Raw genomic sequence first — 25,180 nt, 5'->3', positions numbered from 1 at the left:
CAATCCCTCCTTTTGCAGAGACTTGAGTACCTTTTCGCTCAGGCTTTTCAAAGCATTTGCCATTAACACCTAAAGTCTTTGTTGTACATAAGATAATGTATCAACTATAGGATAGGAGGAAATTTAGTTGTATTACAATCCTTATCCGTATTTTGTCTATCCTAATTATTATCCGGCATGGGTAATGGCAAATCAACCAACTACTCAACAACCTTCTAGACATCTAGCAATGCCTGACCCAACGAATAGAAGTCCATTTCCATCCATCAATACAGTGAAATTAAAGACTTCCGCGAAACGAGTCAAGATTATTATGCAGCAAGCACAATTACTTACGGATAAAATTGATGAATCAGAGCAATTTGCACATGATCTTATGAACGCAGCGCAACTATCAAATAAAACAGAAGTTGAAAAATTAATTACGTCAACGGGCGTTACGATAAAATTCGAAACTACCTATACGCCAGATGGCATTCGTATAATATTTACTGATAGCGGCTGTTGTAAGCTTACATTAGCTTTGAGTTGGTGAAGAGTTGGCCCTTTGAAGAGGGCCTCTTTTTGCTTTTCGCATGCTTTTGGAGGTTTTGAAGTGTTGAAATTTTTTAACCTCGTATCCCTATTGAACTTGTAACCTATAAATGAATATGCTAAATTATTTGTAAACTTTATTTCTGAAAATTTTTATATCGTATTTTCTTATCAAGAGAGACGGAGGGATTGGCCCTATGAAGTCTCAGCAACCAGCCTATAGGTATGGTGCTAATTCCAAATGGCATAATTTAGCCTTGAAGATGAGAAGACTTACTGCATTTGCTTTGCACAAGAGTCCTCTTCTACAAGGAGGACTCTTTTTTATTTGCTCTTTAACGTGAATGATACGCAAAGAATCGCACCCAAAATATGCACAGAAAGCAGGGAAATAGTATGGCAAACGAACTTTTACAAGCAATAAAATTATTGAAATCAAAAGAATGGGTTGATTTAACACATACATTCGGTCCAAACTCTCCTCATTTCTTTATGTTTGATGATGCAAAATTTGAAACATTATTTTCACATGATGATGGATTCTTTGCACAACAATTCTCTTTCCCTGGACAATACGGAACACATATCGACCCACCTATCCATTTCGTGCAAGAAACACGCTATTTAGAGGAATTGGAGCTAAAAGAACTAGTACTCCCACTAATCGTTATTGATAAATCGAAGGAAGCTGAAATTAACAACGACTACACGTTAAGCGTTCAAGATATTCTTAACTTTGAAGCTGAATATGGAGAAATTGAAGAAGGTACCTTTGTTGCGCTGCGTACAGATTGGAGTAAACGTTGGCCAGATAAAGAGGCTTTCAGCAATAAAGATACCGATGGCAATAATCATATTCCTGGCTGGGGATTAGAAGCTTTGCAATTTTTATTCAACGAACGAAAAGTAAGTGCAATCGGCCACGAAACTTTTGATACGGATTCAGCAACAGATTTTCGTAAAAACGGTAAGTTAGACGGCGAATATTTTGTGCTTGAGCAAGATACTTATCAAATTGAGCTTATGACAAATTTGGATAAGCTACCTCCAAAAGGCGCCGTTATATTCAATATTGTGCCGAAGCCTGAAAAAGCATCTGGATTCCCTGTTCGTTCATTTGCTATATTGCCTTAATATAGCAACAGGTCTGATTCAATAAATATTGAACCAGACCTTTCTTAATCATTTATATTAGTGAGATTCCTTTTTTTAAAAACAACATAAACGATCAGCATAATTATTATAAACAATACTATAAGATAAATGCTGTAACGGGATAAATATGCCTCAACATAATGCCATTTCTCACCTAGTACATTACCTAAAGTAATAAACGTAAATGTCCATATAACTGCTCCCGTATACGCAAAGAAAGCAAATTTTTTATAAGGATAATTATTAATAGCGGCAATATATGCTGTAAGATGGCGCACACCAGGAATAAAATATCCTATTAATAATAATCCCGGCCCTATTTTTGCAAATAACTCTTTAGTAAAATCAATTTTCTGCTCAGTAATATGAATTTTCGAACCGTATTTTTGCAATAAAGGTAGCCCGAATCTATAGCCTATATAGTAGCTCAAAGTAATTCCTCCTACCGCACCTACGATAGCGCTGATTAAAGCAGGAATATGTGCAAGCGTTTCTCGATAAACGCTATACCCTACATATGTCAAAAATAATTCATCAGGAAGTGGCAGCCCGACAATCCCCCCAATTAGGACAAGAATGATGCCAAAATATCCATAATGTTCAATAAGAGATTGCACATGCTGCGCCATAAATCCATCCCACCTAAAGCATAATAATTTTTATAGTTAGCTTTATCATAACTCAATGGAGACAACATTATGAGTGTTATGAATTCAATACAGTTTTTTCCATTAAATGATTCCTAGCTCACGAAGAGCATAATCAATACCATCTTCAGTTGATTTCTTTGTTACAAAATTAGCGATATTTTTTAATGCTTCACTACCGTTACCCATTGCAATACCGAAGCCGACCTGCTCTAGCATATCGATATCATTATCTCCATCCCCAAAAGCAAGTGCTTCATCAGGACTCAAGTCGAAATATTCTAGTACAGCTTGAACAGCAATAGACTTAGAAACATCATGCTGCAAAACATTTGTTATGTTAGGATGCCACCTTTTAAATAATAAATGAGGAAATGTGGAGGTATACTTTTTCTCAACATCCTCATCACCATATAAACACATTAAATACACTTCTTTCGTTCCAATATCTTCATTGATAACGGGAAACTCTCGCAAAGATAATGTTTCTTTCATAGCTTTTAATGTCTCTTCTTCTTGAACGTTATTCATTGATAATGTTTCTGTAAAAAACGATAGACTTTGTTTATTTTCATCAGCAAAAGCCTTCACTACTTGGACTACTTCTTTGGCAATCGGTATTTTATGTATGACTTGATCTTGGTGCTTAACATATGCACCATTAGCTGTAATAAACGTCTCTATTCCTACATTCCTTAAATCCTGGCACATTGATAAAGGTCTTCCTGTAGCAGCTACAATATGAATTCCTTTATCCTTTAATTGTTGAATAGCGGTCCTTGTACGTTCTTGCATACGACCATCTTCATAATTAACAAGCGTTCCATCTACATCAAAGAATACAATTTTATAATCCATCGTTTGCTCCTTTTCATTTTACATACTAGATGTAAATCTAGCAGAGGAATAACACCAAAGCTTGGGGGATGATTTCCGTTCGGCAGGGCGCTTTGCTGCTGCCGCTACGCTTTCGCACAGAGTAGAGCTTCCTGGGGGCGTCCGATGAGCCGCTTCGTTGCTGCCCAAGGATTTGCCCAGCCGGAACGAAGATTACCTTATAAATGTCATCCGCAATTTTGATGATGAATCTAATTTAAAGACACTCATTTCCACTACAGGCGAGCGTTAATTGGCTCCTCTTTACCGTCAATCATAATCCTATATTCCCTATCCAGCATACTTGTAATTTTACGTTAATAATTGAGAGGAAGCATCTTTATCCCAAAACACAATATAGGTATTTTAACCTGCACAAACGACTTTATAATAAAAAAATAAGTAGTTATTTATTTAAACATTTGTACGTATTTCGACAAACTAAAACGAACATGTAAATTTACTTCAGCAACACCGATAAATACTATTACGGGTACGTATCGGTATTTCAAACAACTAAAAAAGCATTGAACATTTTTATTTTAATAATTCTAAAGGAGTATACCAAAGAACATAGAATTGTTAAAATAAGAGAAACTAAATTAAATATATTGAACGACATTGCCCTTCATATAAATAGAACAAAAGAAATATATTCACATCCCTCTTACTACCATCAGAGGTAGGAGTCTTCTACATAAAATTATTTGGGTGGAAAGGAGTTGATTCTTATGGCATTTAATATTTATTACTATGAAAGTAGTGTGGATTGTAAGTTTTGCAAAAAGCATTTTACTACATATAAAGTTCGCCCTAATCGATATAAAATTATCGAGGAACAAACAGACTTCATGCCAGTTTATGAAGGTTTAAACCCGTTATTGTATGAGGTTGCCGTTTGTCCGCATTGTGGCTACGCTTATCACAAAACTATGACAAGAACGTATGGACCTTTCATGCTTCTTATAGATGAGCTGTACATTAAAGAGCTACAAAAACCAATGGATATTTGCAAGGAACGTACGATTGATGATGCCATTGTAAGCCTTAAATTAGCCTATCTTGTATCAAGAGCATCAATGGAAGAGTCACTTCTTATGGCCAATTTCGCACTAAAAATAGCCTGGCTATATCGCTTAAAAAATGATCATGAATCGGAAATGCGCTACCTCTTTGCAGCAAGAGACTTTTACAGTAAATCTTTTGCATCCAATCAAGAGGGCGGAGAGAGAATTCAATATTTACATGCAGAATTAAGCCTTCGACTTGGAGATATTGCTGAGGCGAAAAAAGGATTCTCTCGATTAATTGCAGATCGACATGTTTCCAATAAATATCGAAAACTAGCACGAAATCGTTGGGAAAACTATAAATACGACGATCAACCTAACAACGTAAATGACAATATAGGAGAAGTCATCAATTAATGTAAACGAGGAGAGTAATAAATATGTTGCTATTTACTAATAGGATTGATGTGAGAGAAGAAGATATTTTTTCGGAATTGCATCATTTTTTACTAAGAAAAAATAATCGCTATTTAACGAACGATGAGGTAGTTGCAGTGACTGGGGTTTCATCAGACCTACTCTATAAATGGGTAAAAGCAGGAAAGTTAAAAAAATCGATTTTCCCTAATTTAGGGGCGCCTTGTGAACGCTGTGGACAAATTACTCAGGCAAAAATCTGTGTTAGTTGCTCATCAACAATCGTTAGTACATTAAAACAAGAGGAAAAGGATCGTGCATGGTTCAATCAAATACAACGGAATCATCCTAGAGCTAGCACGTATCACTATAAATAAAATTACATCTCTACAGTGTACTTACACTTTGGAGATGTTTTTTTACTGTCTTCGCTCAAATAACTTTAATAATGGCTCATCACCCTAACGTGTGGTTGATTTCCGTTCCGGCTGGGCGCTTTGTCGCTGACGCCCCGAGGAGTCGGCCAGCCGGAACGAAGATCAACTAATATAAAATGTTTTTTTAAAAATTTCACCCACTACTTTTGGTGATGAACCTTAATCATGTAATTAGACCAAATTTAAACAAAATTTAAACAAACTCCCCTTTTACTTTAAACTTCACTATCTATAATTAGCCTTAACATATAACGAAGGACTGATAGAGAGTGACAAAAGGTAAGAAACGTAAGGTTTTATTATCATTAAGTATCGCGCTAACAAGTTTTGTAGCGTTCAACGGAGTTTCAAATGCATCGGCAGCAGTTCCGGTGATAGAAGAACGCGTAGCTTTCGAAAATAAATTAGAAGTTAAGGTAGCTCGCACATCTAATGAAACACTTCAAGAGTGGAAAAAGTGGACAAACGACCATGCTTACAGTTTAACGTCCATTCAGCCTGAAGCTATTATTCAACAAAACATTCCATCTAATAAATTTGAAGATTTAGAGATGCTAAAGCCTTTACTCCATGATAAGCGCATCGTTTTTTTAGGGGAAAGTTCACATGGCGCAGCAGAATTTAACCTAGCAAAAACACGTTTAATTCAATTTTTACACCAAGAAATGGGCTACAATGTCCTAGCCTTCGAAAGTGGTATGGGGAATGCCATGAATGCTCAGGGGCAAATCGACAAACAAACAGTGAAACAAACGATGAAGGATTCTATTTTTGGTGTATGGTGGACAAAAGAAACACTACCGTTATTTGAATATGCTAAAAAAACACAGAAAACAGATAAACCTTTAAAATTAGCAGGCTTTGATATTCAACAGCAAAATGCATTTACGAACGGTGACTGGCTACAAAATAGTCAGCTTGCGAAACAGTTCAGTGAAGTAGAGAAGCAACTTGCTGATTGGAGCTTCGGTAAGGATTTAAAAGGCTACCAAGAGGCGAAACCTAGCATTATCGACGTGTATAAACAAGTAAAATCACAAGTACAGCTTAAAGAAAAAGAGTTACAAGCAGCTTATCCTAGCGAGCCACATATTGTAAAACTTATGGAACGTACTTTGGCTGACCGTATCCGTTTAGCAGACGAATATGTAGAACTATCAATTCAATCAAATATTGATCTAGAAAAATATAACCCTGAGTCTTTTTATAAGACAATGGAATGGCGTGACCAAGCAATGATGGAAAACCTACTTTGGTTGGCAGAGGAGATTTATCCGACTGAAAAGTTTATCGTCTGGGCGCATAATGACCATATTCGTAAAGCACAATCCGAAGTAATGGGTTCTCCTTACCCGGTAAAGTTAATGGGTGAGCGTCTACCAGATATCTACAAGAAATATAGCTATGTACTTGGCCTTTATATGGCTAGTGGCGAAACAGCAAACAATATGGGTGAACCTATGACCGTTTTACCTCCTATAAAGGGATCTGTCGAGGATATTCTTTCGTCATCAAATAAACCGTACACATTTATCGACATGCGAAACCGTCAAAATGAACGAGGAAACTCATGGATGTTTGAACCACGTTTATCGTATAGCTGGGGAATGATTCAGGAAAGTCTTGTTCCGCGGGATCAATATGATGGCCTTCTTCTGATTGATAAGGTAAGTAAGCCTAATTATATTAAATAATATTGTTAAAATAGCAAACTAGCTCAACCTACTAGTTTGCTATTTTTCTTTATGTTTAAGTATCCATTGAAATTGTATCCCAGTCTTCATTGCGATGCCCTATTATCCAGAACAAGCCCCTACGTCTTTCCATAACGATACTTTCATTCATCCCCGCAGGAGCTGGTCGTTCTTGTATACGACTATCTACACAAGCCCAATGATATCTGTAAATTTTGTCGGCTTCATCTAAAATCTCTTCCTGACTACGCATGACAGCTTGAAGATAAAGTTGTTCAAACGTTTCACAGTTAGAAACAACTTGAATGGCATACTCGCAATCGCATACTTCATCAGGAAAATCGAGTTCTTCAACAAAGCCAAGTGCCCAAATAAGTGCCCAATAAGCCTCGTATTGCCATGAAATATTAATGGCTTTTTGCACATCTGGTTCTGAAGCTTGTAAAAAGTCTCTTTCATTTTCAGTTAGATAGTTTTCCACTTTATATGTGCGTAACATATTGATGAAAAAGTCTCGCGATTCTTCCACATTTCCGCCTTGTGCCACATCACAAGCAAATTGAATGACAATTAACAGAGCTACTGCTCTTCTAGCAATGTCTTCTTTGGTTTTAAACTGACAAGCCTCTATTGCTGGGAGTTGAGGAAGGGAAGCTGTATATAGAATAGCTTTTTCTTTTAAATAGGCTATCGTTTTATTTTTTCTTTGCTCGCCTTCTTCTGATGTCACCTCTTGTCCCATAACCTTGCGTGTACACGCATGGGGTCTGAAATTGGACGGTCCTGATTGCCCGTCAGGATAAACAATAACCGCTCCTTCATCGGCTAACAAAGTGCCATTCGGTAAAAAGCCAATCCCCCCTATTTTTGATAGCAGTTCCGTAAATAACAGCATCTGGTCTTCATGTATCTCTTTTTCTGATTCAATCGCAATCACTGTATTTAAAACGGCTATTTGAGTCAACACTAATTCTTTTAAATGATCATCTTCAAAAGGAATGTTATCGTAAAACCCCATCATCCCAGAAATATTATTAACGAAGTAGTTTGGATTCGTATCTTCAGACATGACTCTAATGATTAATTTATGTTTTTTAAACAGCGCCTTAGACTTTAATAAATACTCGTTTTCATTTTTACCAATGGCAAAACCTTTTGCAAAAACATCTGAAATTTTAAACTCAATATCATCAATGTTGTTCTTAGATGCAAATATTGTAAAATAGTTCATTCTTCTCTCCCCTTTTATTCACCAACTATTTTTTGTACCTAAATTACATACTACGGATCAACAACCCTTTTTAATTTCTATCATAATTTTCGTTACATAATCCTCTTCACGATTTTTAATAACGGCGTCATAAATATATTCCTCATATACGTATTGCCCTAGTTCAAAGCCCTTTTCCCGCATGACCTTAAATAATCGCTCATATGATTCACCCAATGTAGTGGACGTTCCTACATGGTATCCAACAATAAAATCCCCTTCAATCGCTTCGAAATAAGGATGGCCTTCTCGTGGATGCGGCTGCTCTATATACAAGTAACTATAGTTATCATAGTTTCCGGCTAATATTTGCTCTCTTCTTGTAATTCCTCCAATAGGATAGCCTGTGTCTAATTGCGAGCGATCTAATTCATCTATAAAGTCTGAAACAGCCTTCGTAAACTGTTCTTCCGTCGAATCCTCAATATTCTTGCTTAAATACAACGTTGCCTCTGGCAGATGTTCAATCGTAATGCTATCAAAATCAAGGTGTAAAGCCTCTTTTGTTAAATCAATTTTGACATCAATAATGCTTTCAATCATCTCCAGCTCCCGGCGTTTTTTCGCTACAATTTCCTTTTGCTGATACATCAAGTCTAAAAAATTTTCAGGTGATTTTTCGGCCATATATTTTTGAATATCTTTTAAAGACATGCCGACCGCCTTTAATAGCTCGATCACACTAAAAAATTCATATTGTGCAACAGAATAATAACGGTAGTCTTTACTATCTTTCATAATTGGTGATAATAAACCAATTTGGTCGTAGTAAATTAACGTTTGTTTATTAACCTTGCATATTTTAGCAAACTCACCAGTTGTAAAATATTTTACATTTTTATTAAACATTTTTAAAATCCCCTCCTTGACTATATAGTAACTATATACATTAGATTGTAGCTATTCACAATTAATTATGCCAGTGCATAATTGAGTCCGGGATCGGTTTGTGCTTGCATAAAGATCCCTTTCCGATTTCCGTGACATCTGCTGAAAGAAATTAAAAATAGAAAGGTTTTGAAATTATGTTCACGGAAATTCGTGACATTACAGCTTTAAACAAAGAGGAAGTATTAGCACTACGCATTGCTGATAATCAGCAAGATTTTATTGAAAGTACAGAACAATGCTTAGCAGAGGCAAAGGAAGATAAACGCTTTATCCCTGTAGGATTGTATAAGGAAGATCATGCAGTCGGCTTCGCTATGTATGGCATGTTCCCACAAACAGACAATTCACAACGTGTTTGGTTAGATCGCTATTTCATTGATGAGCGCTACCAGCACAAAGGATTGGGAAAATACTTTTTACAGCAGCTTATTCAATATTTAGTAGCTAAATACAGCTGTCAAAATATATATTTAAGCGTTTATGACAACAATACAGTAGCTATTCAATTATATAAAAAGTTTGGCTTCGTCTTTAACGGTGAGCTAGATACTAAAGGTGAAAAGGTGATGGTAAAGGAGGTATATGCTCATGACTACCATTAATCCAATTGAAACAAGGCCGCTCAGGCCCTTGTTTTTATCATATTTATTCCCAGCTATGATTGGTATGTTGCTGATGTCAGTCAATATTTTAGTAGATGGTATTTTCGTTAGTCATGGAGTTGGACCAGCCGCTTTAGCAGGAGTAAATATCGCCGTACCAATTTTCTCGATTTTACTATCCATTTCCCTTTGGATTGGTATGGGTGGAGCAACACTATTTTCAATTTCCCTCGGTGAAGGCAATAAAAAACGAGCACATCAGCTCTTTACATTAGCATTTACAACAATGATCGTTGTCGTCATGACACTGATTCTAATCCTTTTATTAAATTTAAAGGAAATCTCCTATATATTTGGGGCAAGTGACGCCACCTTCCCTTATGTTCAAGAGTATCTACATGTTATTTTGATTTTCGGTGTGTTCTATACAATTGAAAACTTATTAAGTATTTTTATTCGAAATGATGGCAATCCAAAGCTTGCGATGATGGGCTTAATCACTACTTCTGTGTTAAACATTATTTTAAACTACATCTTTATTTTCGTACTCAATTACGGCGTAACTGGCTGTGCCCTAGCTACAGCAATCTCCACAATAATCGGTATGTCGGTTCTATGCCTACACTTCTTCCGCAAGCAATCCGAATTAAAATTTGTTCGTACATTTTTCAGCACATCTGATTTAAAGAAAATATTCGCTATTGGTCTACCAAGCTTTATCGTTGAAGCCTCCGTCGCTGTAATGGTTATTTTATACAATGTTACATTTTTACATTATTTAGGCTCAGACGGCGTTACTGCTTATGCAATGGTTAACTATATTCATACTGTACTTTTAACAGTATTCCTTGGCATCGGTATGGCCTTACAGCCACTAGTTAGTTATCACCACGGTGCGAGGTTGATTGACCGATTAACAGCATTATTGAAAATAGGTATTGCCACTGCATTTATTATAGGTTTAACGACTGTCATTATTGCTATGTTATTCCCTTCCCAGCTAATTGCATTATTTGGTGATAGCACATTTGACATTCGTAATATGGCTACACAAGGCTTTATACATTTTGCAATTGGGTATGCATTCCTTGGAGTGAACATGGTATTTGCGGAATTCTTCCAGTCAATTGAAAAAATACGTCTTGCAACAACCATCATGTTACTTCGCAGTATTCTATTATTTATCCCTGCTCTCGTACTATTGCCTAAATTCTTTGGCCCACAAGCTATTTGGTGGACGTTCCCTGTCGCAGAAGGTATTACCGCATTGCTAATTTTTATATTTATGAAGAAAAAAACGCATACAATTTTTTCAGTAACAAGTTCTTAAATGCACAATAAAAGAAGTTAACCCTCTTTCAATTGAAAGGGGGTTAGCTGTTTTTTATTGTTTTCCTAAATAAAAGAATTAACTATCTACAAGGCATTTGAAGGCCATGATTGTTCCTCCATCAACCGCTAGCAGAATACCGCCAAACCATTGACCTATTCTAATAGCTCTTATTTAATTCCATATATTCATCACGTAAAATACTCATAATAATTTCATCTGAATACTTACCGTTCATATATAAGGATTGCCTTAAAGCTCCTTCCTTTTTGAAGCCTACCTTTTCGTACGATTTTATTGCCCGAATATTATGGGAGTATACTTGTAACTCTAAGCGATTAAGCTGAAGCTCCTCGAACGAAAATTTTTGAACAAGCTGAACCGCTTCAGCCCCATATCCCTTGCCACAATCCTCTATCCTATGTAAAGCTATGCGAAATATTGCCTTTTTATTGTCTAAGTCTATTTCCATAATAGCTAAATCACCAATAACTCGGCTATTTTCTACTAAGCAAATAGCAAAATCACGGCGTGTAGAATCTTCGCTAAATCGACTCAAAGCCTCTCTAATTTGATCCTTCGTTAAAATGTTACGTATACCTGTCATATACATAATTTCTTCATCTTGAAAACACTCATAGATACTATCTACATCTTCTTCAGTAATTGGTCTTAAAAATACTACTTTGCCCTGTAATCATAAATCAACCTCCCCCTTTAACTATATTGAACAAGATTTCTAGCGGAAAGAATATGCCTAGTTCGATTAAGAAACGTACTAGACATACAAAAAGCACTAACATATCAGGTGCTAGTGCTTCAATAAATTACTTTGTATATATAATTTTTTTAATCGTTTCTACAGCTAAATGATATTCCTTAGATAATTGTTCAATAGAAGCTCCATTTGTAAACGCTTCTTTTATAGACTTATTCCTATTCTCAATATATTTCTTTGAGCCTGAACGAGCACCCCACTCTAAATACGTGTTTTCTATTTTAGGAATATAAATCGTTTCACCTTGAACGTATTTTTGGATTTCTACTAAAAGTTCTTCCGGTAATATAGCTGAAGCCTTCTTATAAGCCAATTATGCCAACCCCTCATTTATTTTGAAATGAATAAAATAAGGTAGCAAAGCTAATTTTATAAGAAATACTTCAGGGCAAATATTGAAATTCACCCCATGCAAAGTATTGCCCTATCAAAATTAGGCTTTGCATGGGCTGCTTCCGTATCTAGGAACTTAACATAATTACTCACATCTATCCCCCCCTAAATTGTGTCATTGTTCATTTTATCATATGTATATATTTTCAATTAATAAAACAAAAAGGAATCAGATACACTGATTCCTTTTCCGAAACTTTATACAATTTATTGGTCCACTTGTGTTTCCATTATTTTTTGCCGTTCATCCTCCGAGGACGTAACCCCTAGAATATCGAGAAGGAACATGAATAATGGAATACCAATAATTAATCCCCATACACCAAGGAAATGCTCTGAGAAGAGGATGACGATGAATGTATAGAAAATTGGAAGATTTGTCTTGGCAGACATCAGCTTTGGATTTAAGAAGTATGCCTCCATAGCATGTAGTACCATAACGATCACCAAAATATAAACAATGTACATTGGTCCACCGATACTATATGCAATTATAGTGAGAGGAATCAAGGACATGATAACCCCTGCAACTGGCACTAATCCTAGTATAAAGAGCATAATTCCCAGTGCAATTAAATGCGGGAAGCCCATAATGTATAAAGCAATAACAGATAAAACACAGTTAACAGCGGCAATAATGAACTGCGCCTCAATAACTTTACCGAAAGAACGAATGAAGATCTTCGAGAAATAATGTAGTTCATCGTACAGGTAGCTCATTTTACTATCTTTAAATTTCGCTGTAAAATCTATAATCCGCTTCTTCTCAAGTAAAATAAACAAGCTTAAAATTAGTGCGATGAATATGTGCAAAATAATTTTACCAATATTCGTGAGATTTTTTAGTGTGAGGTCTACACCCTGCTCTAAATATTTACCTAGTTCAATCTTCTCGAAGGTTGGAGCTAAATACCTTGCAATCTCGTTATCATCTGGATCGAGACTAAAGCTAGCAATGAGGTCAAAGAGCTGTGTAATTTGTTGGGTTACGACAGGCAAATACTTGTAGATAATTGCAACAATACCTGCGACAAGTAAAAGATAAAGGGTAACTGTCACAGCCTTTTCGTTCATTGGTGTGTATTTTCTAATCTTTTTTGTTGTCTTCGTAGTCAGTTGATTCATCAAGTAAGTAATAATGAACGTGAGAAGAATAAGATTGATCATACTTCGCATCAAATATAGTGCAATAGCGATCCCAACAAGAATTATAAAACGTTTAAATCCGTGGCTTCGAAAGAAATTACTCATGTATTCACTCCTTCTACAAAACGGCTTCGCTGCCTTTACTGCCTGGGTTTCGCTATCAAATGAACATAAGCAATTAATAAATTGATGTAAAACATTACGTATCATTCTTATGTATATGCCCCCTTCTTTGGATTATTATTCCCATCATCACTTAGAAAAAGACTTACTGCATGCCGCTTTATAAGTCTTATAAGAAATAACTAAATCCATGGAGCGAAAAGAATTATATGTCTTATCAAATTGTAAATTAATGAACATACTTTTGTACTTTATTGAAAGCTGTATCAGCGTTATAAGCCTTAATTCTATTATTCTATTATAACCCTTTGAACACCATCATAGCCAATGTAACTTCTTTTATGAAGGGAATCAATTATGCTCTGGCATAATAGCATTCATTCCTATTAATCAAGAACAGATTTTAGTATTGCTCCTTAGTTTCAGTATGATATTCTTATTAAAATTTTAAACTGAAAATAATAGAAAAGATGGATTTTGTGAAAGTTCCATAAACCTCGAAGGATATTCATAACCAATTGCTCCTTATGAACATCAAGTTGCAGTAACGAGTCCTTAAAATCTCTGGACAAGATGGGATTGTACCGGAAGAGTCTTGAAAGTGCACATATGGAACTTCAAGATATAACGAAGATAGTCTTTTTATTTGTTTGGGGAAATTAATACGGCACAAGAAAAGCAAAAAATTATAAACGACTTTCTTGGCTATGCCTTCTGCGAAATCGACGCATGGGCATATAAGGGAGTTTAACTTATACTATGTTGTTATTCACAAGGATGTGCGCCAGATCCTGCATTAAATTTAGTTAAAAAAACACCTCTTTAGAGCTAAAGAGGTGTTTATCTCATTTATAGATTTTCATTATCAGAGCCCATTTTAGCGTGCTTATATCCATAGCCTATGTAAATGACTAAACCTATCGCTAACCAAATCATAAAGCGTACTATAGTAAATAGTGGCAGACTAAATATTAATACAATACATCCTCCAACCCCTACAGTTGCTACAAGCCATAACGCAGGTACTTTGAATATACGCGGTTGATCTGGTCGTGTATAACGAAGAACAACGACACTAACTGTTGTTAAAGCAAAAGCAGTTAAACCTCCGATGTTAGCAAATTCCGCTAATTCCCCGATTGATAAAAATCCTGATAAGAGAATACCTGTTCCAACTACAATTAAAGTTGATAATACAGGTACCCCTGTTTTTTTATTTGTTTGTGCAATACGTTCTGGCAGAAGCCCATCACGACTCATTGCAAACAACACGCGCGTCGCACTAGTTGTATTTGCAATCATCGTAGCAAGCAATCCAAAAATAACTGATACTGCGATGATAGCACCGCCCCATTGAATACCAACAGATTGTAGTGCAAACACTGTAGGATTTGGGACATCCAATTGAGGGAATGGTACAATACCTGTTAATACTAGCGCAACTAATGCATAAATAAGCGTTAATACACTCAGACCACCAATTAAAGCTTTTGGTATTGTTTTTTGTGGATTTTTTACTTCTTCCATAACAGTTGTTACACCATCAAATCCAGTAAAGGCGAAGAACACTAATGCCGCCCCTGCCATTACACCTGACCAGCCAAACGGTGTAAATGGTGTCCAGTTTATAGGGTTAATGTGAAAAGCCCCGATAGCAAGGAATAAAACAATCGCGCCGACTTTTGCCATTGTAAATAACATATTTGATCGACCAACATTTTTAATCCCGCTCATAGCAATCCAAGCTACAATAAGCCAACCTACCACAGCAGGTAGATTGACAACCCCACCATGAGCAATATCTTTTGTTAAGGCTCCCGGTAAGTGAATACCGACAGATTGTAAAAATGAATCGACGTAACCACTCCAACCGACTGCGACCGTGCTAGAAATAACGATGAATTCCAGTAATAAGTCCCAACCGATCATCCAGGCAATAATTTCACCTAGCGCTATATAAGAATAGGTGTAAGCGCTACCTGCGACGGGCGCCATCGCTGCGAATTCGACATAGGCTAATCCGACTGCGATTGTTACAAGACCCCCAATTAAGAAAGAAACAACGACACCTGGGCCTGCATGAAGAGCAGCTGTAGTTCCTGGCAGTACAAAAATTCCAGCTCCTATTGTAGCCCCTAGTACATACAGCAATAACTGCAACGACCCTAATTCACGCTTTAGTTTAAAACGTTCGACTTCAGTTATTTTATTGGCCTGCTCAATTGACTTCCTTCGAAAAAAATTCGCCATAATAACCACTCCATTTCCAATAAACAGCTAATAAATATCATTTTTATGCATTTTTACTAATAATCAGTATATTATATATATTTTTAAATCGAGTCAACAATTAGATTATTATAGCAATTTATCTTTTACTAGAAAACGAGTTAATCGATGCATTCTTTTATATCAAACTTTGTAATACTATTTTACTGGAATGAATGAACGATCCAACCTAGTAAATAAATAGTAAAGATGATATTGTACAAGCTATCTAGAAGCAAGGAGAGGACAAAATGGATTCCTATGAAGTATCGACATTAAAAAAGGGCCTTTTGATTTTAGATATATTACGTCAGAAGCATTCTCTTACATTAACTGAAATTATGGAAGAATTATCAATGAATAAGACGTCCGTTTTTCGCATGCTTTATACGCTAGAAAAAATGAATTATGTTCTTAAATATAATAAGTATTATCAATTAAACCCTCATATTTTTAGGGATGAGCACTTATATTGGCACAAAGATATCCAATGGGCGTCTCTCGTAGCGCCATACCATTTAGCCCGCCAAGAAGAAATAACTACTTATATTGGTATTTTGGAAGATTGTGAGATGGTAATAAAAAATGTGATTAGTGAGCCTTTTGAACAGCCTACTTTTCATGCGATCGATACTCGGACACCTATGCACTCAAGCGCGCTAGGAAAAGTAGTATTAGCTCATCTGTCACCTAAAAAACAACGTGAACTATTAAATAGTATTGAACTTAATACCTTTACAACAAAAACCTTCTATGATTATGGTTTATTGATTCCTCATTTACAGGTCATTAGAGCTCAAGGATATGCTGTTGATAATGAAGAAACGTATGAAGGTAAATGTTGTATTGCCGTTCCTATTTATGTGAATGAAGAAGTCATCGGGGCAATTGCTGTCCACGGTTCGACGAATCAAATTAAGAAAACTGCCATTCGGTCGTTTGCAAAAAAGTTAGGCGAGGCAAGTCAGCAGTTGACGGAAGAAATACATTATCTTTTAGCATAATGTTAAGACCTTTGATTGGTCCTTTTTTGCAATTAAAATGCACTTGTTTCTATATATGAAACGATAACGATGCATATTGGTAAAATATTCTTTTTTACTCTATTCTGATTACAGAACAACGAGGAGGTAGGAATATGAAATTTCATACTTTGAAAAAAACAAATATCAAGATTTCCGAAATTGGTCTTGGGACGAATGCTGTAGGTGGGCATAACTTATTTGAAAACTTAAATGAACAAGATGGGCAGGAACTAGTCTCAGCTGCACTTGACTTAGGGATAACTTTTATTGATACAGCAGACATTTACGGAAAAGGGCGTTCAGAAGAACTTGTTGGCGAAGTATTAAAAAATTACTCCAGGGATGAGTTCGTTTTAGCAACAAAAGGAGGTAGACATTGGTTTGAGGATGGTTCAGTAAAAACAGATAATCATCCGCAATATCTACGTGGGGCACTTGAAAATAGCTTGAAACGGCTACAAATGGATTACGTAGATCTTTACTACCTACACTTCCCGGATAACGAAACTCCTCTTGCGGAGTCGATTGGTGAATTGTCACGCTTAAAAGAAGAAGGAAAGATCCGAGCAATAGGCATTTCAAACGTAACATTAGAACAGCTTATAGAGGCAAATGTGCATAATGATATTTCTGTCCTACAATCCCCTTACAATATGTTAAATCGTTCAGGAGAACAGGATTTATTGCCATACTGTATAAAAAATGAAATTTCATTTATTCCTTACGGTCCACTTGCATATGGCCTACTTGGCGGAAAGTATACAAAAGACTTTAAGCTAGGTAAAGGTGACTGGCGAACTTCAGACCCTTTATTCCAAGGCAAATCATTTGAACAAACATTAGTAAAAGTAGAAGCATTAAAAGGAATTGCAGAGGAAAAGCAAACGACATTACCAAATTTAGCGCTTGCTTGGTTATTAGCTCAAGATGGCGTTGATGCAGTTATCCCGGGCGGGAAACATAAAAACCAAGTGGCTAACAATGTGAAAGCAACGGATGTCCTATTAACAAACGAAGATATAGTGAATATAGGAAAAGTTTTAATATAAACAAAAAAATGCGAGAATGCTGTTATACCAACATTTTCGCATTTTATTTTAATCAGGACGTTCTATCTCAAATATATCTCCAATTTTTGCGTAATTTGAGCCGGCAAGTCTGCTAACTGCTTTTAGTTTTCTTGGATCAATTCGTCCTTCATTATAAATGGTCTCATCTATATGATATTGTACGACTTCACCAATAAACAAATCACCTGTCTGTTCGTCACCATTCATTAAAGGAATCGACTGTACTAAACGGCATTCCATTCGAACTTTCGCCTCTTGAATGCCTGGTATAGATATCAATTGGCTATCGATTAATGTAAATTGTGCTCGATCAATTTCACTTTCAGTCACAGGTAAGGACGCGGCTGTTTCATTCACCTGCTTCACATTATCCTCATCTACAATATGCACAACAAATTGTTGCTGATGATGAATATGGCGAGCGGTATCTTTTAAACGCCCATTTGGTCTTTGAACAGCTAGAGAAATCATCGGCGGATTGGAAGACACGATATTAAAAAAACTAAAAGGTGCGCCATTGATGACCCCTTGCTCTGACTTTGTCGTAACAAAGGCAATCGGTCTCGGAATAATACTGCCAATCAATAACTTATAATTCTCACGCTCTGTATTTTTCTTAGGATCAATTGAAATCAAACGTCCCATCTCCTTTAATCTAGTGCACGCACTTCGATTGGAATTAATGTTCTTTCCAATTGTTCACGATGCTGTTCGTATTGAGATGGCAACATTAATTGGCTACCCATTGTCTCAGGTGTCTCATCATGAGCGAATCCAGGTGGGTCTGTCGCAATTTCAAATAAAATCTCACCAGGTTCACGGAAATAAATCGCATTAAAATAATTACGATCTTTCACTTCGGTTACATGTTGTCCATGATTCATTACATACTCTTGCCATTCTAGGTGATCTACATTATCCTGTGCTCTCCAAGCAATATGATGAACTGTCCCAACGCCCATTTGACCACGCACACCAGGAACAACTTTTAAATCTACTGTATTGCCAATATCTGCGCTGGATTTGTAACGAGTATACTCGCCTTCTGTTGCTACTTTTTCAAGACCCATAACTTCAGTTAATACTTTTGCTGTCTCTTCTGGGTGACTTGAATACAGTGTTGCACCGCCAAATCCTTTAATGGCAACCTCCGGAGTTACTTCACCAAATGTCCATTCATTCAATTCGCCTTCTGCACGTGCCACCAATTCAATATGAAGTCCGTGTGGATCATCAAATTGCACTACTTGTTCACCGAAGCGTTCAGCTTTTTGGAATGGAATAGTGAATTTCGCAAGACGATTAATCCAAAATGGTAGTGCTCCTTCTGGTACAACATAAGTAGTTACGCCTACTTGACCATCACCAATACGTCCTTGATAAGCATTTGCCCATGGAAAGAATGTAATAATTGTACCAGGTTTACCACCTTTGTTACCGAAGTAAAGATGGTATGTGCCAGGATCATCGAAGTTTACTGTTTGTTTAACTAAACGCAAGCCTAGTACACCAGCATAAAAATCAATATTTTCTTGTGGATGCCCTACAATGGCTGTGATATGGTGAATACCCGCAGTATGTTTTTTCATGTTAACAAGCCCCTTCATGACTAAATGTATTTTCTCACCTATACTTTACCCAATACTGTTCTAACTCAATCTATCAATTATGCCTCGACATAATTGCGTCCGAAATCGGCTTTGCGCTTAGGCCTGCAGGATGCAGGTCAGTTAGCGTTATCGCATGGATGCGATGATTATAGGCTAACATCCCCTAAGAACTCCTTTCCGATTCCGTGACATCCGCCGGAGGCTTTGGGCCAACAGATGTTTTTTGTGCGAAAGCGTAGTGCTAACGTAGCGGCAGCAACAAGATGTTGGTCACTCAGTCGTGTGTTGCTGTCGCTACGCTTTCGCACAGATAAATTGCCACAGGACGTGGCGTTAGACTAAGTTCCTCTATTTCAGTGGGTGTTTGGACACTCGCTGAAGTAAGTTGATCCAGATTAACGAATTGTATATAAAGCTTTTGACCAAGGAATTAATTGATCTAACATTTGGTTAACCGAATCTGATTGCACTTCTTTTGGTTTAAACTCAGTACCATTTTCAAAGTCTGTGAATAGTGACAATGCTGGATGTACACGTACATCTGCAATTAAAAGTTCACCCATAATACCACGTAAATGTTCAGCTGCTCGTGCACCACCTACAGAACCATAAGAAACAATACCTGCAGCTTTGTTGTTCCATTCTTCACGTAAATAATCTAGTGCATTTTTTAGAGCACCTGTAATAGAGTGATTGTACTCTTGTACGATGAATACAAATCCATCTTGTTTTGCAATAATTTCTGACCAAGCTTGAGCGCCTGAAGCATCTTGCCCTGGTTCACCTAGTAAAGGTAATTTGTAATCTGCAATATCAATAACTGTATAATTAGCATCGCCTCGTTGATCTGCGATTTCTTTCACCCATTGTGCTACCTGTGGACTTACACGACCTTCACGTGTTGATCCGATAATAATTCCGATATTTAATTCTGCCATTGTTTTTTCCTCCTCTTTTTTTGAAGTAAATAATTTATTTAAAAAACCCATGATCATTACCTCCTTCTGATGAAAAAAGTTAAACTTTACTTTCTATATATGGATTTAAAAGTTCGAATTCGTTTATCTTGAATTAAGTTATCTTGAATTCGAGATAATAATAACACGATGGGTTAATTTACGTCAACATGTTTGTTTATTAAAAAAATAATATGGCTCATCACTTTAGCGTGGGGTTGATTTCCGTTCCGGCTGGGCGCTTTCCTGGGGGCGTCCGATGAGCCGCTTCGCTTCGCTGCAGGGTCTCATCTGTGACGCTGATCCCCAAGGAGTCGCCCAGCCTCCACTACAATCAACATATTATACATCGCATATGCCATCTCCAACTTTTAGTGAATAGCTAAATGCAGAAATGAACAAAGATGAATTATCATCCCTAAAAAATAATTCCGCTAAAATTCAATTATTCCTTATCACAGGATGAATCGCAAAGCTGGAATCAAAAAGTACTATACCTTGCTAAAATATCAAGAAAACCAGACAAATTATCATGGAAGAAGACGAGACTTTGCAGAGGTGTTATGAAAACAACATTTCTGCCTTCAACTCCCTAGCTTTTTCTTAAATACACATAAACCTGCGATTTTAGATAGCTATATTGAATATCATTCGTATCTTGAAAAGCCTCTTCCCTGTTTGAACGAACATCATGATATTCGGGGTTGTATGTAAATTGTTCTTGTGTAAAATCCTTTCTTTCTCCATTTAGGATATTATAGAAATGCCAGCCTTCATCAAGCCATGTTTTATAAATTTTGCCTCCAAGAATATCATTTACAACTAATGTAGTGACTCCGCAATGTCCTCTTGCAGGGTTATCTTTACTCCATTTTGAGCTAGAGTGAATTGACCAGGATTTTTTTAAAGCTCTTAGCACTTCATTTTCTGTATACATTCTCATCATCCTTTTCAACCTATACTTTATTTTAAAAAGGTACATCATCCATCTTAATAGGAGTTGTTCCGCTAATGCCCAATCATCTTTTATTGCACCATATAGGATACTATCAGTTACAGTACCATCTGCATTTCCCCAGGCATTTCTTAAATAGCCCTCTTTCACAAAGCCAGCTTTCGTAAAGCATTTTCTCATACCGATATTATCGATTCTCGTATATCCTTCGATTCGAATCTTATCTTTTTCTCCAAACAGATAGTCTTGTAACCAAAGGAGTGTTTTTACTCCGTATCCATTTCCTCTATAACGTGTACTTAAACGGAGATCGAATAAAGGGATTGTATCGCTTTATTTACAAGGCAAACATTTTAACAAATATTATTCCCAACTTTTATTGATGAGTCGAAAAATGGTGTTTTTAAAGTTACAATGCCAAAGCTAGCAAAAGAGAATACAGATTTCTTTCGAATAGTATACACAACAACTATCATATACTATAAAGAAGTGTATATTTTTGCTAAACATGGATGAAAGATCTTTGCTATGAAATTATGAAGGAAAACTTTTTTGGAGGAAATAGGTGAAAACGACAATGAAAACAACCCCCATATATAAAGCTATATTAGTTTGTTTATTATTAATTCCATTTAATCTATTTCTACCAGTCTCACAAATCTCCGCAGCAGAACAAGACATTAAGAGTACTATAGATAAATATGTTGAAAACTTTTTGGAAGAGCAGCGAATTCCAGGAGCATCTATTGCTATCGTTCATAAAAATAATATCTTTTACTCTAAATCGTGGGGCGTAACAGGAGAATCCGAAGAAAAAATAACTGCTGAAACTCCATTTGTAACCGGCTCTATCAGTAAGTCGTTAACTGGCTTAGCTATCATGAGATTGGTTGATGCAGGCACCATCCAATTAGATGATTCCGTTCAAAAGTATATGTCATGGTTTACACTTAAAGATAAAAAGGCCGCTTCCCAAATAACGATTAAACATTTGCTTACCCAAACAAGTGGGATAAGCACTTATTCTGGCTTATCTATATCGGACAAAGAATCTAATGATTTGAGTGCTATAAAGGAAAATGTAGAAAGCTTATCGAATGTTAAGCTGACTGCTGCTCCTGGAGAAAAGCATCAGTATAGTAATGCTAACTTTTCAACTCTTGGCGCTCTCATCGAAGAAGTGACTAATCAAACCTTTTCTGAGTATATGGAGGAACAAGTTTTTTCTCCATTAGGGATGAAAAATGCAGCAGCTAATAGTAGCAAGGCCTATGATAATGGATACTTATCTGGTTATCAATCATGGCTCGGTCACCCTGTCAAAAGTGCAGTCACCTATGATAATGGAGGTGCACCGTATGGATATATAACGGCAAGTGCAACAGATATGGTGCAGTATATTAGACTACTTAGTCAACATAAGCAAAACAATTTTTTAAGTAAAAATGCGATGAACCTTTATATTTCACCGTTTGTTCGAACTAGTAAATCTCGATATTACGGCCTTGGTGTACGAATCTCCTATCCAGAATCTAAAGAAGAAATGATATGGCATTCTGGTTCAAATCCTGACGCACGCTCAGAAGTATTTTATCTACCAGAAACCGATTGGGGCGGTGTGATTCTCACTAACAAAAGTCATATATTAGAGGAAAAGTCCCTTCTTTACTTAAAACAAGGGATTATCAATATTTTAAATGGGAAAGAGCCCGTTGAAGCGCCTAAATATAAACCAACATTACAAATCATAGCAATTGCTATAATATGTTTACTTTTTGTGATGTTTATTTATCTTTTAATAAAGGTTAAAGCTAAAAAAGTAAATAAAAGAGGCGTTTTGGGTATATTCGGTTTCATACTTTTGGTTTTAGCCATGATCTCAATCCCATTATTAAGCTATAGTATAGAAACACCTTGGCATACGATTAGATATTTTGCTCCTGATATTGCATTTTTGACTATAATGATGGTTACTCTTTTAACATTGAACGGCTTATTTTCTATATATATATCATTTAAACGACGACAAAAAAGACAACTCCTTTAAATAGGAGTTGTCTTTTTTAGTTATGCTTGTATTATCGAAGAAAAAGTTACATATCTAAAATTGATTATTCATCGCCATGTCCATACCCTGCTTCCGAGGCCTCAGCGTCTGCTTTCGTAACATGTACAGTACCAAATGGATGGTTAGGAGGAGCGTATATCGAATAAAGCTTTAGTGGAACATTCCCTGTATTTGTGACATTATGCCATGTTCCAGCAGGTACTACTATGGCATAATTTTCACGGACCCTTCTTTCATAGTTTAAATTGTTTTTACTAGGGCCCATTTGAGCAAGTCCCTCACCCTGTTCAATATATAAAAATTGCTCAACATTTGGGTGTACCTCCAAACCGATACTATCACCAACATTAATACTCATTAAAGTAATCTGTAAGTTCTTTCCCGTCCACAGAGCCGTACGATACATATCGTTTTGCTTAGTCGCATTTTCAAGATCGATGACAAGTGGCTGAGCTCCATAATCTTTTAATTCAATACTTCCACCATTAGAAAAACGAGAAGGTTCAGCGCTGTTCGCATACCCTATCTGATAAGGAGGTGCCCAATAAACAAGCTGATCTCCATAGTTATACATAGGCATGTTTTCGTAATAAGGAATGTAGTACATTTTCTCAATCCCCTCACACATTATAAGAATATCCTATGCAGCTTGCTAAAAGAATGTACTTCATTTGCAAACATCATCGTCTCAGTCGGAAACTTTGTATATAGACATCGATCATTGAGACAATTCTTTTTTTATGTGCAAACGGAATTCCTCGTCTGTTAAAAATTTTAATAGAAAATTATTCATGTTTTTAGATAGTTTTGCCTGCTCTATCGTAGATAAATTATTTGCAAAGAAGGCGATTTCCGTTTGATTACCATCTTTATCTTTTGCATAGAAAGCTTGTGTCAAAACAAATGCGGTAGACCCACCCTTTTGACCAGCGTGAGTTAGCCATTCGCGATTTTTAGGGTTTTGCATTAACTGTTCCATAACTGGGTCAAGATACTTATGTACATTTTCATTAAAGTATTTTTTACTATTGAGTTTTTTCAAAATAGAAATGTAGTCCGCTGTAGTTGCTTTTACCAAACGATCAGACCATACTTTTTGCATATCCATACTTAGCGTTTTTTGTAACTGTTTTTTCTCCTCATCAGTAAGAGGGTTCTTTAACCATTTATTATGAATACTCAGCGCTCGATCCCGATATTCAGTCATATCCATACTTTGCATAGCTTTTAATGTTTCTTCTTTAGTTAATTTCTTTTCATTCATCAACTGAATAGGTATATACAATGCACTCGTGAATGGATATAAGGGTTCATGATCTAAAACATCTAAACTCTTTAGCACTTCATTAATATTATGAAGCCCTAGCACGTGCATTAAATATTCCGTATTTGCATTAGAACTATAAGCAATCATCCCATTGGCTACTTCACTTAAAGGCACACTATCAATATTTTCGCTTTGATTTAACCCAGATATCCATGCTTCATGTGCCCCACCGTCTGTTTTTGGAATATAAAACGTTTCTAATTCCTTTAAACTGACCTGTTGCTGAGGGTTTATAAGTCCGTCTGCTGCCTGTTGTGCATATTCTATTGCTACAATAATTTTAACTGTGCTTGCTAAAGGAAGTTGTTTATTCGTATTAACCTCTGACCATTTTTCGTTATTGTAATTGATTGCTAAAGATACATTTTCATTACTTATATTTCCCTTGATGAATTGTACAATATATTCAGGATTCTCTTCATTTACTTCTTTCTTAAACATCCAAACTCCAACTCCTATCACTAAAACAGCACAAACTAATAAACCTCCAATAACCCAAAGTACTATTTTCAAATTAATACCTCCATTATTAATATTCTATCTTCACTGCCGAATTTGTTATGTTGCTTTCAACACTTGTTCTCATACGATTCCCCCG

24 protein-coding genes and 1 riboswitch are annotated in these 25,180 nt (G+C 36.2%); of the genes, 10 read left to right on the top strand and 14 right to left on the bottom strand.

Translation table 11 applies throughout. The features are described 5' to 3' along the window. Positions 1-127 precede the first annotated feature (127 nt). Positions 128-535, top strand: coding sequence for a YuzC family spore coat inner layer protein (locus tag B1B04_RS14525; protein WP_079562153.1), 408 nt, complete (start codon positions 128-130; stop codon positions 533-535). Between the two features lie 164 nt (positions 536-699). Beyond that, a riboswitch (SAM riboswitch) is annotated at positions 700-804 on the top strand. A 126-nt stretch (positions 805-930) separates the two neighbouring features. After that, positions 931-1,668: a cyclase family protein gene (locus B1B04_RS14520; protein WP_079562152.1), complete on the top strand. Its 738-nt coding sequence runs from the start codon at positions 931-933 to the stop codon at positions 1,666-1,668. Positions 1,669-1,712: 44 nt separating this feature from the next. Here B1B04_RS14520 and B1B04_RS14515 read toward each other — a convergent pair whose 3' ends face one another. After that, positions 1,713-2,318: a DedA family protein gene (locus tag B1B04_RS14515; protein ID WP_079562151.1), complete on the bottom strand. Its 606-nt coding sequence runs from the start codon at positions 2,316-2,318 to the stop codon at positions 1,713-1,715. Between the two features lie 102 nt (positions 2,319-2,420). Next, on the bottom strand, positions 2,421-3,194 hold the full coding sequence (locus B1B04_RS14510) for a Cof-type HAD-IIB family hydrolase (protein WP_079562150.1): 774 nt from the start codon (positions 3,192-3,194) through the stop codon (positions 2,421-2,423). 749 nt (positions 3,195-3,943) lie between these two features. Here B1B04_RS14510 and B1B04_RS14505 point away from each other — a divergent pair. The 3 genes from B1B04_RS14505 (at position 3,944) to B1B04_RS14495 (ending at position 6,770) form a co-directional block, all read left to right on the top strand. Continuing rightward, complete coding sequence (locus tag B1B04_RS14505; RefSeq protein WP_079562149.1) at positions 3,944-4,639, top strand: DUF2225 domain-containing protein; 696 nt, start codon at positions 3,944-3,946, stop codon at positions 4,637-4,639. 23 nt (positions 4,640-4,662) lie between these two features. Next, entirely contained in the window at positions 4,663-5,016 is a 354-nt protein-coding gene (locus B1B04_RS14500; protein ID WP_079562148.1) for a hypothetical protein, read from the top strand. 329 nt (positions 5,017-5,345) lie between these two features. Beyond that, positions 5,346-6,770, top strand: coding sequence for an erythromycin esterase family protein (locus B1B04_RS14495; protein ID WP_079562147.1), 1,425 nt, complete (start codon positions 5,346-5,348; stop codon positions 6,768-6,770). A gap of 55 nt (positions 6,771-6,825) precedes the next feature. On the opposite strand, the gene B1B04_RS14490 is transcribed toward B1B04_RS14495, so the two are convergent. Then, positions 6,826-8,001, bottom strand: coding sequence for a DUF4272 domain-containing protein (locus B1B04_RS14490; RefSeq protein WP_079562146.1), 1,176 nt, complete (start codon positions 7,999-8,001; stop codon positions 6,826-6,828). Positions 8,002-8,058: 57 nt separating this feature from the next. Continuing rightward, positions 8,059-8,889, bottom strand: a complete 831-nt coding sequence (locus B1B04_RS14485; protein ID WP_079562145.1) for a MerR family transcriptional regulator — start codon at positions 8,887-8,889, stop codon at positions 8,059-8,061. 176 nt (positions 8,890-9,065) lie between these two features. Here B1B04_RS14485 and B1B04_RS14480 point away from each other — a divergent pair, with 176 nt between their 5' ends. Beyond that, positions 9,066-9,533, top strand: coding sequence for a GNAT family N-acetyltransferase (locus B1B04_RS14480; RefSeq protein WP_079562144.1), 468 nt, complete (start codon positions 9,066-9,068; stop codon positions 9,531-9,533). Then, positions 9,520-10,863 (top strand): MATE family efflux transporter, encoded by a 1,344-nt coding sequence (locus B1B04_RS14475; RefSeq protein ID WP_079562143.1) that lies wholly within the window; start codon positions 9,520-9,522, stop codon positions 10,861-10,863. The genes B1B04_RS14480 and B1B04_RS14475 overlap by 14 nt, the downstream gene beginning before the upstream one ends. 160 nt (positions 10,864-11,023) lie before the next feature. Here the strand turns inward: B1B04_RS14475 and B1B04_RS14470 are convergent, their stop codons facing one another. From B1B04_RS14470 to B1B04_RS14455, 4 genes are all read right to left on the bottom strand, one after another. Continuing rightward, the gene (locus B1B04_RS14470; protein ID WP_079562142.1) at positions 11,024-11,530 is read right to left on the bottom strand and encodes a GNAT family N-acetyltransferase; all 507 of its coding nucleotides are present in this window, start codon (positions 11,528-11,530) and stop codon (positions 11,024-11,026) included. Between the two features lie 160 nt (positions 11,531-11,690). Further along, entirely contained in the window at positions 11,691-11,954 is a 264-nt protein-coding gene (locus B1B04_RS14465) for a CD3324 family protein (protein ID WP_079562141.1), read from the bottom strand. 287 nt (positions 11,955-12,241) lie between these two features. Beyond that, on the bottom strand, positions 12,242-13,285 hold the full coding sequence (locus B1B04_RS14460) for an AI-2E family transporter (RefSeq protein WP_079562228.1): 1,044 nt from the start codon (positions 13,283-13,285) through the stop codon (positions 12,242-12,244). A gap of 867 nt (positions 13,286-14,152) precedes the next feature. Beyond that, entirely contained in the window at positions 14,153-15,553 is a 1,401-nt protein-coding gene (locus tag B1B04_RS14455; protein WP_079562140.1) for an amino acid permease, read from the bottom strand. A gap of 269 nt (positions 15,554-15,822) precedes the next feature. On the opposite strand from B1B04_RS14455, the gene B1B04_RS14450 reads away from it, so the two are divergent. Together B1B04_RS14450 and B1B04_RS14445 are read left to right on the top strand one after the other, a co-directional pair. Beyond that, the gene (locus B1B04_RS14450) at positions 15,823-16,575 is read left to right on the top strand and encodes an IclR family transcriptional regulator (protein WP_079562139.1); all 753 of its coding nucleotides are present in this window, start codon (positions 15,823-15,825) and stop codon (positions 16,573-16,575) included. 134 nt (positions 16,576-16,709) lie between these two features. Further along, entirely contained in the window at positions 16,710-17,645 is a 936-nt protein-coding gene (locus B1B04_RS14445) for an aldo/keto reductase (RefSeq protein WP_079562138.1), read from the top strand. A 48-nt stretch (positions 17,646-17,693) separates the two neighbouring features. Here the strand turns inward: B1B04_RS14445 and B1B04_RS14440 are convergent, their stop codons facing one another. From B1B04_RS14440 to B1B04_RS14425, 4 genes are all read right to left on the bottom strand, one after another. Continuing rightward, complete coding sequence (locus tag B1B04_RS14440) at positions 17,694-18,302, bottom strand: flavin reductase family protein (protein ID WP_094075109.1); 609 nt, start codon at positions 18,300-18,302, stop codon at positions 17,694-17,696. 14 nt (positions 18,303-18,316) lie between these two features. After that, the gene (locus tag B1B04_RS14435) at positions 18,317-19,255 is read right to left on the bottom strand and encodes a ring-cleaving dioxygenase (protein ID WP_094075108.1); all 939 of its coding nucleotides are present in this window, start codon (positions 19,253-19,255) and stop codon (positions 18,317-18,319) included. Between the two features lie 416 nt (positions 19,256-19,671). Further along, on the bottom strand, positions 19,672-20,265 hold the full coding sequence (locus B1B04_RS14430) for an NADPH-dependent FMN reductase (RefSeq protein WP_079562135.1): 594 nt from the start codon (positions 20,263-20,265) through the stop codon (positions 19,672-19,674). A 559-nt stretch (positions 20,266-20,824) separates the two neighbouring features. Then, positions 20,825-21,178: a YunG family protein gene (locus tag B1B04_RS14425; protein ID WP_170938988.1), complete on the bottom strand. Its 354-nt coding sequence runs from the start codon at positions 21,176-21,178 to the stop codon at positions 20,825-20,827. A gap of 586 nt (positions 21,179-21,764) precedes the next feature. Here B1B04_RS14425 and B1B04_RS14415 point away from each other — a divergent pair. After that, a complete protein-coding gene (locus B1B04_RS14415; RefSeq protein WP_079562226.1) occupies positions 21,765-23,234 on the top strand; it encodes a serine hydrolase domain-containing protein in 1,470 nt (489 codons plus the stop codon). Positions 23,235-23,298: 64 nt separating this feature from the next. Here B1B04_RS14415 and B1B04_RS14410 read toward each other — a convergent pair whose 3' ends face one another. After that, the gene (locus B1B04_RS14410) at positions 23,299-23,862 is read right to left on the bottom strand and encodes a cupin domain-containing protein (RefSeq protein WP_079562134.1); all 564 of its coding nucleotides are present in this window, start codon (positions 23,860-23,862) and stop codon (positions 23,299-23,301) included. A gap of 111 nt (positions 23,863-23,973) precedes the next feature. Beyond that, positions 23,974-25,095, bottom strand: a complete 1,122-nt coding sequence (locus tag B1B04_RS14405; protein ID WP_079562133.1) for a serine hydrolase — start codon at positions 25,093-25,095, stop codon at positions 23,974-23,976. Positions 25,096-25,180 lie beyond the last annotated feature (85 nt).

It is taken from the genome of Lysinibacillus sp. KCTC 33748 (assembly GCF_002237755.1).
GTDB lineage: Bacteria > Bacillota > Bacilli > Bacillales_A > Planococcaceae > Lysinibacillus.
The sequence above is the reverse complement of the archived record's forward strand: the minus strand, read 5'-3'. Positions and strand labels throughout refer to the sequence as shown.